Source organism: Chelatococcus composti (assembly GCF_014201415.1).
Taxonomy (GTDB): Bacteria; Pseudomonadota; Alphaproteobacteria; order Rhizobiales; family Beijerinckiaceae; genus Chelatococcus_A; species Chelatococcus_A composti.
Genome location: NZ_JACHEH010000004.1, coordinates 71,127 through 83,486 on the forward strand (window position 1 = coordinate 71,127; position 12,360 = coordinate 83,486).

10 protein-coding genes are annotated in these 12,360 nt (G+C 67.9%); 5 read left to right on the forward strand and 5 right to left on the reverse strand.

Annotated features, from left to right (window positions below):
• Window positions 1–8 precede the first annotated feature (8 nt).
• Both smpB and dapA read right to left on the reverse strand, forming a co-directional pair.
• The gene (smpB, locus tag HNQ73_RS09055; RefSeq protein ID WP_183334475.1) at window positions 9–488 is read right to left on the reverse strand and encodes an SsrA-binding protein SmpB; all 480 of its coding nucleotides are present in this window, start codon (window positions 486–488) and stop codon (window positions 9–11) included.
• 58 nt (window positions 489–546) lie between these two features.
• Window positions 547–1,440, reverse strand: coding sequence for a 4-hydroxy-tetrahydrodipicolinate synthase (dapA, locus tag HNQ73_RS09060; RefSeq protein WP_183334477.1), 894 nt, complete (start codon window positions 1,438–1,440; stop codon window positions 547–549).
• Between the two features lie 216 nt (window positions 1,441–1,656).
• Between dapA and HNQ73_RS09065 the strand changes: the two genes are divergently transcribed.
• Together HNQ73_RS09065 and HNQ73_RS09070 are read left to right on the forward strand one after the other, a co-directional pair.
• On the forward strand, window positions 1,657–3,753 hold the full coding sequence (locus tag HNQ73_RS09065; RefSeq protein WP_183334480.1) for a lytic transglycosylase domain-containing protein: 2,097 nt from the start codon (window positions 1,657–1,659) through the stop codon (window positions 3,751–3,753).
• Between the two features lie 68 nt (window positions 3,754–3,821).
• Window positions 3,822–4,712 carry an alpha/beta fold hydrolase gene (locus HNQ73_RS09070; protein WP_183334482.1) on the forward strand — a complete coding sequence of 297 codons (891 nt, stop codon included), beginning with the start codon at window positions 3,822–3,824 and terminating at the stop codon, window positions 4,710–4,712.
• Window positions 4,713–4,788: 76 nt separating this feature from the next.
• Here HNQ73_RS09070 and HNQ73_RS09075 read toward each other — a convergent pair whose 3' ends face one another.
• From HNQ73_RS09075 to HNQ73_RS09085, 3 genes are all read right to left on the reverse strand, one after another.
• Entirely contained in the window at window positions 4,789–6,078 is a 1,290-nt protein-coding gene (locus tag HNQ73_RS09075) for a porin (RefSeq protein ID WP_183334484.1), read from the reverse strand.
• A gap of 369 nt (window positions 6,079–6,447) precedes the next feature.
• Entirely contained in the window at window positions 6,448–7,761 is a 1,314-nt protein-coding gene (locus HNQ73_RS09080) for a porin (RefSeq protein ID WP_183334486.1), read from the reverse strand.
• Between the two features lie 639 nt (window positions 7,762–8,400).
• Window positions 8,401–9,159, reverse strand: a complete 759-nt coding sequence (locus HNQ73_RS09085) for an SDR family NAD(P)-dependent oxidoreductase (RefSeq protein WP_183334488.1) — start codon at window positions 9,157–9,159, stop codon at window positions 8,401–8,403.
• 226 nt (window positions 9,160–9,385) lie between these two features.
• Here HNQ73_RS09085 and HNQ73_RS09090 point away from each other — a divergent pair, with 226 nt between their 5' ends.
• From HNQ73_RS09090 to HNQ73_RS09100, 3 genes are all read left to right on the forward strand, one after another.
• Entirely contained in the window at window positions 9,386–10,159 is a 774-nt protein-coding gene (locus HNQ73_RS09090) for an ATP-binding cassette domain-containing protein (RefSeq protein ID WP_183334490.1), read from the forward strand.
• Window positions 10,159–11,214, forward strand: a complete 1,056-nt coding sequence (locus HNQ73_RS09095) for an ABC transporter permease (protein ID WP_183334942.1) — start codon at window positions 10,159–10,161, stop codon at window positions 11,212–11,214. Before HNQ73_RS09090 ends, HNQ73_RS09095 begins: the two co-directional genes overlap by 1 nt.
• 180 nt (window positions 11,215–11,394) lie before the next feature.
• Window positions 11,395–12,327: a sugar-binding protein gene (locus HNQ73_RS09100; RefSeq protein ID WP_183334492.1), complete on the forward strand. Its 933-nt coding sequence runs from the start codon at window positions 11,395–11,397 to the stop codon at window positions 12,325–12,327.
• Window positions 12,328–12,360: the final 33 nt, after the last annotated feature.

Below are 12,360 nucleotides of genomic sequence, written 5' to 3' on the forward strand. Positions count from 1 at the left end.
GAGCGGATTCAGCCGCGCTCGCGCATGACGCGCGCCTTCTCGCGCTCCCACGAGCGCTTCTTTTCCGTCTCGCGCTTGTCGTGCAGCTTCTTGCCGCGGGCGAGACCCAGCTCCACCTTGGCGCGGCCGCGCTCGTTGAAATAGATGCGCAGCGGAATGACCGTGAAGCCCTCGCGCTGCGTGGCGCCGATCAGCTTGTTGATCTGCCGCCGGTGCAGCAGGAGCCGGCGCGGCCGCCGCGTCTCGTGGTTGAAGCGGTTGGCCTGCAGATATTCCGGAATATAGGCGTTGAACAGGAAGAACTCGTTGCCCGCAGGCCCGGCATAGGCCTCGCTGATCGTGGCCTTGCCCTCGCGCAGGGACTTCACCTCCGTGCCCGTCAGCGCGATGCCGGCCTCGATGTTCTCGAGGATCTCGTAGTTGAACCGCGCCTTGCGGTTGTCCGCCACCACGCGTGGCCCTGGCGTCTTGTTGTTCTTCGCTGACACGTTGCTTGTCCCCGTTCGCCACAGCGGCTCTCGCCGCTGCGGCGGACATGGTCATCTCTCAGGCGTTGATCAAGCCCGCGTGCACCATCGCGGCCCGCACCTGGCGCCGGGTCGCCTCCGACACCGGCACGAGCGGCAGGCGCGTCTCCTCGCTCATGCGGCCGAGGACGGACAGGGCGTATTTCACCGGCGAGGGGCTGGTCTCGACGAACAGCGCCGTGTGCAGCGGCATCAGCCGGTCGTGGATGGCGAGCGCCGTCTTGAAGTCGCCTCTGAGGCACGCCTCCTGGAATTCCGCGCACAGCTTGGGTGCCACGTTCGCCGTCACCGAGATGCAGCCGTGGCCGCCGTGGGCCATGAAGCCGAGCGCTGTCGCATCCTCGCCCGACAGCTGGTTGAACTCGGGGCCGATCGCTTCGCGCTGCAGGCTCACACGCGCCACGTTGCTCGTCGCATCCTTGACACCGGTGATGTTCTTCAGCTCCGCGAGGCGCTTCATGGTGTCGACGCTCATGTCGATCACCGACCGGCCGGGAATGTTGTAGATGAGGATCGGGATGCCGACCGCGTCGTTGATGGCCTTGAAGTGCTGGTAGAGGCCCTCCTGCGTCGGCTTGTTGTAGTAGGGCGTGACGACGAGCAGGCCGTCCGCGCCCGCCTTCTCGGCATGGCGCGCAAGGTCGATGGCCTCGGCGGTGTTGTTCGAGCCGGCGCCGGCGACGACAGGCACCTTGCCCTTCGCCTCCTCGATGCACCAGGCCACCACCTGCTTGTGCTCGTCGTGTGTCAGCGTCGGGCTTTCGCCGGTGGTGCCGACGGGGACGAGACCGTGCGTTCCGTTCTCGATCTGCCATGCGACAAACCCGCGGAAGGCCGCCTCGTCGAGTTTCCCGTCCCTGAACGGCGTCGCAAGCGCTGTCAGTGACCCGGTGAAGAGGCGATGCGTCGTCATTACTGTCGCTCCAAAACGCGGCTGCGTTCGTTGTCCTTGCGGGAATGCGCACGACCGGACGGTCATACGTCTGCCGCAGTCATAACGCTCATTGAGGGAGAGGCAAAGGGGCGCCACCGTTTTCGGCGTCCCAATATCGTTAGCAATTCCTCAATGGAGGGCTGGGACAATCCATAGCCGCGTGGTCGAGGCCGTCATCTTCCCGACGAGGACGCGATGAAGCCGTTCACACGTTTTCTCGCTGCGAGCACCGCACTCGGGCTCGCCGGCGCGACGCTCCTGACCGCCGCCGCCCAGCGGCCGAGCCGTGCGGCCGTGTTGCCACCGCCGCGCCCGGAAAGCACCGCCACGCTCGTCTCCCTGCCCGCCCCTCCTGCCCGCCCCGGAAGCGAGGAGGCGCCGAGTTCAGCACCCTCGCCGCTGCTGACGCTGGACGAGACCATCAAGCACTATCGCGCCGGCCGCATCGGTGAGGGGGATGCCCTCGCCCGCTCCCTCGACACGCCTGCCGCGCGCACGCTCGCCGAATGGGTGGCGCTGCGCCACAACGCCCGTGCGCTCACCTTCGAGCGGATCAACGCCTTCCTCAACCGCAACCCCGGCTGGCCAGGCGAGGATGGCCTGCAACGGGCCGCTGAGCAGGCCCTTCTCGACGAGGCGAAGCCGGCCCGCGTCGTGCGCGGATTCTTCGCAACGCGCGAACCCGTCAGCCCCGAGGGGCAGATCGCCCTCGCCGAGACGCTGGCCGCCGAGGGCCGCGAGAGCGACGCTGCCGAGATTGCCCGGCGCGTCTGGCGTCGCGAGGCCATGAGCGATGCGCTGGAGAAGCGGATCCTCGCCCGCTTCGGGTCCGCCCTGCTGCGCTCCGACCACGAGCGGCGGCTGGAACGGCTGATGTTTGCCGAGCGTCTCGCCGAGGCGCTGCCCGAGGCCAGGGCGCTGGGGCCGGGCCACGAGGCCCTGCTCAAGGCCTTCGGTGCCGCCATGAAGAACCCGGCCGGCGCCGCCAGGCTGCTTGAGGCCGTGCCAGCCGAGCTGCGCAACACACCGGCCTATGTCTTCGCGCGCGCCCGCATGCTGCGCCGGCAGGGCAAGCTGGCGGAGGCGGCGAAGGCCCTCGCGGATGCGCCGCGCGTCGTCGCCTCGCTCGCCGATGGCGACAGCTGGGCGCTGGAGCGGCGTATCCTCGCCCGCGAGCTGCTCGATGCCGGCGACGCGCGCACTGCCTATGCCGTGGCGCGCATCAACGAAGCCGTGAGCGATGCGGCGAAGATCGAGAATGCCTTCTTCGCCGGCTTCATCGCCCTGCGCTTCCTCAACGAGCCGGAGCGGGCGGCGGCGCATTTTGCCGAGGCGGCACCTGCCGCGACCCTGCCGGTCTCCGTCTCGCGCGTCGCCTACTGGCGCGGCCGGGCAGCGGAGGCGGCCGGGCGGCACGAGGAGGCGCAGCGTTTCTACCGGGAGGCCGCGCGGCACGGCACGGCCTATTACGGCCAGCTGGCACGGCACAGGCTGGGCGAGGCAGAAGTGCCGGTGACAGCGCAGGTTTCGCCGAACCCGGCTGCGCGCGCCCGGGCCGAGGCAGACCCGCTCATCGGTGCGCTGCGCCTCGCCTACCGCCTCGGCGACTCCAGCCTCACCGTCCCGCTCCTCGTCCAGGCGGCTCGCACGGCACCCGACGCAGAAACCTTCGCGCTGCTGGCGGAAATCGCAGCCGAGGCAAACGATGTGCGCGGACGCCTTCTCGTCGGCAAACGGGCGCTCTATGCCGGGCACCCGCTCCATGCGGAGGCCTTCCCGACCGACGGTGTGCCGCCTGTCGACGCGCCAGGGGCTGGCGTCGAGCGCGCCATGGTGCTCGCCATCGCCCGGCAGGAAAGTGCCTTCGAGCCAGGCGCCATCTCGCCCGCCGGTGCCCGGGGGCTGATGCAGCTCATGCCGGCGACGGCTCGCGAGACGGCAAAGCGCGTGGGCCTGCCTTTTGACCTGGGCCGGCTGACGGCGGACCCTGCCTACAACGCAACGCTCGGGGCCGCCCACCTTGGCGAGCTCGTCTCCTTCTGGCGCGGCTCCTACATCCTCACCTTCGCCGCCTACAACGCCGGCCCCGGCAACGTGCGCCGCTGGATCGCCGCCTACGGCGACCCGCGCCAGCCGGGCGTCGACCCCGTGGACTGGGTGGAGCGCATCCCCTTCAACGAGACGCGCAACTACGTGCAGCGGGTGATGGAGAACCTGCAGGTCTACCGCGAACGGGTGGAGGGACGCACGGCCCTCCTCATCGACGAGGACTTGCGCCGGGGCGCCAACTAGATCAGCTTGCGGACGCCGGCCGCGCGCCGGCGCTCCTTGTCCTTGCCGATCTTCACGGACCGCCGGCCTTGCACGCTGCAACCGACACCTACCGGAGCCGTTTCGTCACCGCCCGCGACGGCCTGCGCCTGCACCTGCGCGACTATGCCCCCGCGGGGCCTGCCCGGGCGCTGCCCGTGGTCTGCCTGCCGGGGCTCGCCCGCACCGCGGCCGACTTCCACGCGCTCGCGCTGGATCTTGCCGGCGATGCCCGACGCCCGCGCCGGGTGCTCGCCGTGGACTACCGCGGGCGCGGCGCCTCGGAGCGGGACCGCAACTGGCGCAACTACGACGTGCGTGTCGAGCTCGACGATCTCATGCAGGCGCTTTCGGCGCTCGGCGTGGAGCGCGCCATCTTCATCGGCACCTCGCGCGGCGGCCTCATCACCATGGCTCTTTCGGCCGCCCGCCCGGCCGCCATCGCGGCCGCCGTGCTCAACGACATCGGCCCTGTCATCGAGGCGCGCGGGCTCATGCGCATCCGCAGCTATGTCGGCAAGCTGCCGAGCCCGCGCAGCATCGAGGACGCGGTCGACATCCTGCGGCGCCTGCAGAGCGCGCAGTTCCCGAACCTCAGCGACGCCGACTGGCGAGACATGGCGGCGACGACCTGGCGGCAGGATGCGGACGGGCGCCTGCTGCCGGATTACGACCCCGCCCTGCTCAAGACGCTCGAGCTGCTCGACCTTGAGACGAAGCTGCCGGAGCTGTGGCCGCTGTTCGGCGGTCTCGCCGGGGTGCCGGTGCTCGCCCTGCGCGGCGCGCATTCTGACATCCTGTCGCCCGAGACGCTGGCCCGCATGCGTGCCGCCCACGAGCGGCTGGAGGCGGTGGAGATCCCTGCCCAAGGCCATGCGCCGCTGACGAACCACAAGGACGTCAGGCGCCCCATCCTCTCCTTCATCCGCCGCCTCGACTGAAATCACCCGGAAATGGCAAAGCCCCCGCAGGCGCTGCGGGGGCTTCGGGCCATGCGCCTGCCGGCGCCTTCCCGGGTCAGAACTCGCGCTGGAACCGCAGGCGCGCTTCCCAGATGTCCTCCGAGCGCTTGACGAAGACCGGAGCGGCGGGGAAACGGTCGACATCGAGCTTCTGGTAGATGACCTCGAGGCCGATATCGAACGCCGAGACCGGCGACCAGATCACATTGGAGCCCACCGTCCAGACCTTGAAATCCGGCACCAGGGTCGCCGCCGAGTAGTCGAGCGCCGTGTAGTTGCCGAAGAGCGACTGGCGGATCGACGGCGTCCAGTAGTGCAGGAAGGCGGCCGTGGCGCCCCAGCCCCTCGTCTTCTTGATGTCGCCGTTGACGATGACGGCTTCGCTGACCGGACCGAAGACCGGGCCGATATTGAAGTCCCCGTAGACGCCGAGATAGGAGGTGGCGCCGTCCGCGTAGGCAGCCTGCAGCCACAGCGTATCACCCGGCGCAATCATGGGCAGATCGAACTTCAGGCCGGCCTGGATGGCATAGCCATATTCTGTGCCGACGCGGCTGCCGAGGGGGCCCGAACCAGGGCCAACGCCGCCGGCGCCGATGCCGATGTCGACTGAATTGAGCTGGTGCAATGCGGCCGACAGCTGTGCCGAACCCCAGTCCTGGTCGACGCGCAGGCTGGCGACGATATCGGGCATGCGCTGCCCGGCCTGGGCGTAGATGAAGCCGTTGAGCGTGTGGGCGCTGCGGTCCTCGAGCGCGAGGGTGGCGGAGAAGCCGTTGCCGAAGGTCGCCGTATAGGCAAGCAGGTTGACCGTCAGGTCCGAGCCGAGGCTGCCGAGGGCGCCGCCGCCGAAGTTGAGGTCGTTGGCGTAGAAGTCGAAGAACGAGGTGGCGCGACCTGCAGTGATGCCCGCCCACTGGATGTAGGCCTTGTCGAGGACGACGCTGGTCGTGTCGCCCGCCGGCCCCGGCTGCCCATTATAGACGCCGGTATCCGCAAAAACGTCGACCTGGATGAAGGCGCGCAGCGTGCCCCAGTCCGTCCCAGTGCGCGCATCGACATTCACGCGGCCGACGGCGCGGAAGCCGGTGGCGTCATGTGCACGGCCGAGGCCCGGGATGGCCCACAGCGGCTCGAGATAGCGGTATTCGGCGCGGACACGGCCGCCGATCTTGATGCAGGTGTCCGAGCCCGGAATGTAGAAGAAGCCGGCTCCGTGCACGGAACAGACACGAACGTACTCGACCGGCGCGGCCTTCCTCACGGGAAGGTCGGCCGCCATGGCACCGCTGGCGAAAGCAAGCCCAGCGACGCCGCCCAACAGCAGCTGCGATACGAAACGCATTCGTCCCCTCCATCACCCACGTTGCCGGACCGGATGGTCTGCATCCGTGGATGACAGTCTGGCGCAGGCGGAACAGTACTCAAGTAAAAACACCAGAACACGCGGCACCGAGGTGGCCATTTGGACCTGATGTTGCAGGACAACAACGCTGCAGCGATCCAGGCACATAAGAATGCATGCATGATGTGCAATGTGCACAAGAAGTAATACGTATGCAGCACATTTATTTGGCAGTCGCAATATCGCCAGACTGCATGGCGCGCGGCGCATCCCGCCAGGCGACGCAGAACCCGCTCTCGGCACCGCAGCACAAAGAAAAACCCCGGCGCTGTCGCGCCGGGGTCTCGATATCATCCTTGCGGGATGAGATCAGAAGTCGCGCTGGAAGCGGATGCGAGCTTCCCAGATGTCAGTCGAGCTACGGGAAACACCCGTCGGGAAGACAACCCGGCCCTTCGGGTCGAGCTTCTGGTAGAGGACCTCGACGCCGATGTCGAAGGCCTTGACCGGCGACCAGATCACGTTCGTGCCGACCGTCCAGAGCTTGAAGTCGTTCAGGCCGTAGCCGTTGAACACCTGAGCCGAGTAGTCGACAGCCGTGTAGTTACCAAACACGGCCTGACGGACGGACGGCGTCCAGTAGTGCAGCAGGGCAGCGGTCACGCCCCAGCCCTTGGTGCGCTTGATGCTGCCGTTGACGATCGCGCCGTCGACAGCCACGCCGGTCAGGCCAGCGAACGAGGTCGTCGTGCCGAGGCCGAGACGGCCCACAGCGCCGTCGGCGTAGGCAGCCTGCAGCCACAGGGCGTCGCCGGCGGCGAGCATCGGCAGGTTGAACTTCACGCCAGCCTGGATCGCATAGCCGTACTCGGTGTCGATACGGCCACCGAGCGCGTCAAGCGCCACCGTGTTCAGCTGCTGCACAACACCCGACAGCTGAGCGGAGCCCCAGCCCTGGTCGACGCGAATGTTACCGACGATGCTCGGCATGCGCTGGCCAGCGAGCGTACCACCGACGAGCGGACGCACGACGGCACTGCGGTCCTCGAAGCCGATGGTGGCCGAGAAGCCGTTGCCGAAGGTGGCCGTGTAGGCGAGGACGTTGACCGAGCCGTTATCCGAGCCCAGCGACGCCATGTAGCCCGAGCCAAAGTTCAGAGCCGAGGCGTAGAAGTCGAAGAACGAGCTGATGCGACCAGCCGTGATGCCGGCCCACTGAATGTAGGCCTTGTCAAGGATCACGTCGGTCGTGTCACCCCCAGGACCGAAGCCGTTACGGCCAGCGCCGAGGTAGTTGCCCGTATTGGCCGTCACGTCGACCTGGATGAAGGCGCGCAGCGTGCCCCACTCGGTAGCGGTGCGGGCATCGACGTTGATACGGCCGCGAGCGCGGAAGCCGGTGGCGTCGGACGCACGGCCCGGGTTGAAGACCGGCCCGCCAGCAGCATCGACGCCCCACGAGGACGTCGGCTCGAGGTAGCGGTACTCAGCGCGGACGCGGCCACCGATCTTGATGCAAGTGTCCGAGCCCGGGATGTAGAAGAAGCCGGCGCCGTGCACCGAGCAAACACGAACGTACTCGACAGGCGCAGCCTTCCTCATGGGAAGATCGGCGGCCTGAGCCCCAGCGGCCGCGGCAAGGCCGGCAACCGATCCGAGGAGAAGGCTCTTGGCGAGCTTCATAGTGACCTCCAAAGTTTCGAGACCCTTCGGGAGCGGTTCTTTTTCCTCAGCCGGCGGAGCCGCCCCTCGGAAATTCCCCTTGTCCCCCAACCTGTCGAGCCTGCCGTCATCCTCGGCATTGCGGCTGAGTATAGCGCCAGGCTCGAGTCTGCGGCCGGGTCGCCCCCGAACGCAGAGCCAACATGTCCGACAGCTTCGTTGGGATCAACTGAAACCAATCCCGGTTGTGGCGTTTTCGAGGCGCTGTTGCAGAAACGCCACTTTTTGGGCATCCGCCCGGCAAGTTCTTCTGTTTACACATTTTTAACAGATGGCCGAACACCGCCTTACATCCGCTTCTGGCCCTCGGATACGCTGAATGCGGCCGAGCGCCGACGGGATCGGAACAGCCAAAACCCGTCCACCTCGGGGACAAAGCCGGGATTCGTCGCAACGTCACATGCAGCGCCGAATCCTTGACGCAAAAACCGGGAGCAACGCCCCGCATCGAAGCCGGAGCGCCCGGCCGCCGCATCCGCGCTGCACACGCAACACATAACGGGAGCCACGCCATCGCAATAAGGAACGCGCGAGGGCGCGGCCGCAGGATTCGTGCGATGCCCGCTCCTTATAAGATGGCGCAAGCCCCCCCGCCTTGCCTCACACCCAGCCGCCGTCAACGACATATTGCTGGTTGGTGCAGGCGGACGCCTCCTCGGACGCGAAGAAGACGACGACACGGGCGACATCGTCGGGCATCAGCTTGCGCTTCAGGCACTGGCGCTGCATCAGCTCTGCCTCGCCCTCCGGCGTCAGCCATTTCTCGATCTGCCGGCGCGTCATGATCCAGCCCGGCGCGATGGCGTTCACGCGGATGTTGTAGGGGCCGTAGTCACGCGCCAGCGAGCGCGTGAGGCCGAGCACGGCGGACTTGGCGGCCGTGTAGGCGGCCATGCCGCCTTGGCCCACCATCCACGAGACGGAGCCGAAGTTGATGATGACGCCGCCGCCGGCCGCCTTCATGTCCGGCAGCACAGCCTGGGCAGCGAAGAACTGGTGCCTCAGGTTCACGGCGATTCGGTCGTCCCAGTAGTCGGGCGTCACCTCCTCCGTCGGGTGCCGTTCGTCGTGCGCCGCATTGTTGATAAGCACCGTAATGGGGCCGAGCGCCTCGCGGATGCGCGCGACGGCGGCACGCAGGGCCGCAATGTCCGTCAGATCCGCTTCCTCGAAATGGACCTGCGCGCCGGCCCCGGAAAGCTCCGCGACGAGCGCGCGCGATTCATCGCCCTTGATATCGATGAAGCCGACCTTCGCCTTCTGCTGCGCGAAGCGGCGCACGATCGCCTCGCCAATGCCCGAGCCGCCGCCAGTGACCAGCACCACCTTGCCAGCAAGATCCGGATAGATCGCCCCCATGGCACGCCTCCCATGAACTTTCGCGTTGGCGCGGCCGGCGCCTTCCGGCCTGCGGCCGCCGTGTCTCCGACGCCGCACAGTAGCGCCCGGCGACAAATGTTCAACGCAATTGACATGCGTACCTCAAAATTTTTGAGGTACACCGCAGAAATGGGTTGCGTGCCGGCACCCGATTGGGCATCGTCACGTCCACGGAGCCGCCACAAGAGCGGCCCGGCCGGACGCCATGAGCCGGCCACGACCAGGGGAGGACGGGCATTTGGCGCTTCTCGAACTGAGAGGAGTGGGCAAGGATTTCGGCGCCATCCGGGCGCTGAGCGACGTCGATCTTACCATCGAGCCGGGTGAGGCCGTCGGCCTGATGGGCGACAACGGCGCAGGCAAGTCCACTCTCGTCAAGATCATTGCTGGCAATTTCGCGCCCACGCACGGCAGCATCGCCTTCGACGGGCAGCCGGTGCACTTCACGCGGCCGGTGGATGCGCGCAACGTCGGCATCGAGGTCGTCTACCAGGACCTCGCGCTCGCCGACAACCTGACGGCGGCCGCCAACGTCTTTCTCGGCCGGGAGCTGCGGCGTCGCATCGGGCCCTTCCGCTTCCTTGACCATCGGGCGATGAACCGGCGCGCTAGCGAACTCTTCGCCGAACTGAAATCGGAGACCCGCGCCAGCGACGTCGTGCGCGCCATGTCGGGCGGCCAGCGTCAGGCAGTGGCCATCGCCCGCACGCGCCTGTCGGACGCCAAGCTCGTGCTGATGGACGAGCCGACGGCCGCCATCTCCGTGCGCCAGGTGGCCGAGGTGCTGGACCTCATCCGCCGCCTGAAGGACCACGGCGTCGCCGTCATCCTCATTTCCCACCGTATGCCGGACGTCTTCAGCGTGTGTGATCGGGTCGTCGTGCTGCGGCGCGGCCGCAAGGTGGCCGACAAGCCCGTCGCCGCCTCGAGCCCCGAGGAAGTCACGGCCCTGATCACCGGCGCCAAGGAGGCCGCATGATGGCGAGCGAGACCTCACCGGCGCCGGCGGGCACCATCGAGACGGCGGATTTCGCCAACGTCGGGCGGGCGGCGTGGTGGCAGCGCGGCTTCTTTGCCAGCCAGACCGCCTATGTGGCGGTGGCGCTCGCCGCCATCGTCGTCGTCATGGCGGTACTGAGCCCGGCCTTCCTGTCGCCCGGCAACGTCGCCAACGTCGCCAAGAACTTCTCCTTCATCGGCATCGTGACGCTCGGCATGACGCTCGTCATCGTCACGGGCGGCATCGACCTGTCGGTCGGCTCGGTCATGGCGCTGTCGGCCATTGCCTGTGCCATGGCCATGCAGGCCCTCGCGGGCACCGGCCTCGCCAGCGTCCCCTTCGCCACCATGGCGCTTGCGATCCTCGCCGGGCTCGGCGTCGCGCTGCTCATCGGGCTCGCCAACGGCCTGCTCGTGGCGCGTGTCGGACTGTCGCCCTTCGTGACGACGCTCGGCATGCTGTCGATCGCGCGCGGCCTCGCCTATGCGGTGACGGAGGGGCGCGGGCAGACGCCGTCGGGCCCCGACATCGACGCCTTCTACGCCTTCACGGACGGGACCATCCTCGGTGTGCCGATGGCGGTCATCTACCTTCTGGGCCTCGCCGCCATCCTTGGCATCGTGCTGCACCACACGGCCTTCGGTCGCCACGTCTTCGCGCTCGGCGGCAACGAGAAGGCCGCGGCGCTCACCGGCGTCGCGGTGGAGCGCGTCAAGGTCTGCGTCTACGTGCTGTGCTCGCTGTCGGCCGGCTTCGCCGGCATTCTCATGACCGGCTGGCTCGGCTCGGCGCCCGCCAACCTGGCGACCGGCTACGAGCTCACCATCATCGCCGCGGCGGTCATCGGCGGGGCGAACCTCGCCGGTGGCGTCGGCGGGCCGGCGGGCGCCGTCATCGGCGCGCTGCTCATCGAGGTCATCCGCAACGGCCTCGTGCTCGCGGGCATCAACGCCTACTGGCAGATCGTCCTCGTGGGCATGATCATCATCCTCGCCGTGCTGGTGGACCGCCTGCGCAGCGGCCGCACGGCCTGAGGATGCGCCCCCGAACGGGGGCCACCCGTCGTCCGGAGCGGACGTTTCTCCCCGCTCCCGACACCGCCCGGCAGCCGGGCCAAGAAACACAAGCTGGGAAACTCACGCTGAAGAGGGACAGACACGACAGGCCGTGACCCTTCGCTGAAAGAGGGGCGCCCATCACCGAGGAGGAAAACGATGCGAAAGATGCTTCTGGCGGCGGTGGCGCTCGCCGCCCTCGCCCTGCCCGCCGCGGCCGAGACCTATCGCTTCGCCGTGGTGCCCAAGGCCATGAACAACCCGTTCTTCGACCTCGCCCGCGACGGCTGCGTCAAGCGCGCCAAGGAACTGGGCAATGTCGAGTGCATCTACAAGGGACCGGTGGAGCACGAGCCGGCGACGCAGGCCCAGATCATCCAGGACCTCATCGCCCAGGGCGTGGATGGCCTCGCCATCTCCGTCTCGGACGTCGCGGCGGCCACGCGCTCCATCAAGGCGGCCGTGGATGCGGGCATCCCCGTCATCACCTTTGACGCGGATGCGCCCGGCTCCGCCCGCGCAGCCTATATCGGCACCAACAACAAGGACTTCGGCCGGGCGCTTGGCGAAATGCTGCTTGAGATGCGTCCCGAGGGCGGCAAGTTCGCCATGATCTCCGGCGGCCCGGCCGCCAAGAACCTCGCCGAGCGCGTGGAGGGCGTGCGCGAGGCGCTGAAGGGCTCGAAGTGGGAAGAAATCCCCGGTTCGCCGCTGTTCTGCAACGACGACATCGCGCTCGGCGTGCAGCAGATGCAGGACCTCAAGACCGCCAACCCCGATCTGGCGGCCATCGTGCCGGTCGGCGGCTGGCCGATGTTCGCGCCCGAGGGCTTCAAGAGCTTCGCCTCGAAGTACAAGAAGGACCTCGAGGACGGCAAGTTCACGCTCGTCGTCGCCGACACGCTGAGAGTGCAGCTTGAGCTGCTCAAGGAGGGCTATGCCAACGGCCTCGTCGGCCAGCGGCCCTTCGAGATGGGCGAGAAGGCCATGGACGCCCTGCTGGCGCTCAAGAAGGGCGAGAAGGTCGAGGAGATCATCTACACCGGCCTCGACCGCGTCACCCCCGCCAATGTCGACGAGCTGCTGAAGTAGGCCCGAGGCCGGGGTCCGCAAACGCTCCCGGCG

Coding starts and splice junctions, on each gene's coding strand:
- HNQ73_RS09095 (WP_183334942.1), top strand. CDS start 10,159: ATGGCGAGCGAGACCTCACCGGCGCCGGCGGGCACCATCGAGACGGCG.
- HNQ73_RS09065 (WP_183334480.1), top strand. CDS start 1,657: ATGAAGCCGTTCACACGTTTTCTCGCTGCGAGCACCGCACTCGGGCTC.
- HNQ73_RS09085 (WP_183334488.1), bottom strand. CDS start 9,159: ATGGGGGCGATCTATCCGGATCTTGCTGGCAAGGTGGTGCTGGTCACT.
- dapA (WP_183334477.1), bottom strand. CDS start 1,440: ATGACGACGCATCGCCTCTTCACCGGGTCACTGACAGCGCTTGCGACG.
- HNQ73_RS09080 (WP_183334486.1), bottom strand. CDS start 7,761: ATGAAGCTCGCCAAGAGCCTTCTCCTCGGATCGGTTGCCGGCCTTGCC.
- HNQ73_RS09075 (WP_183334484.1), bottom strand. CDS start 6,078: ATGCGTTTCGTATCGCAGCTGCTGTTGGGCGGCGTCGCTGGGCTTGCT.
- HNQ73_RS09100 (WP_183334492.1), top strand. CDS start 11,395: ATGCGAAAGATGCTTCTGGCGGCGGTGGCGCTCGCCGCCCTCGCCCTG.
- HNQ73_RS09090 (WP_183334490.1), top strand. CDS start 9,386: ATGAGCCGGCCACGACCAGGGGAGGACGGGCATTTGGCGCTTCTCGAA.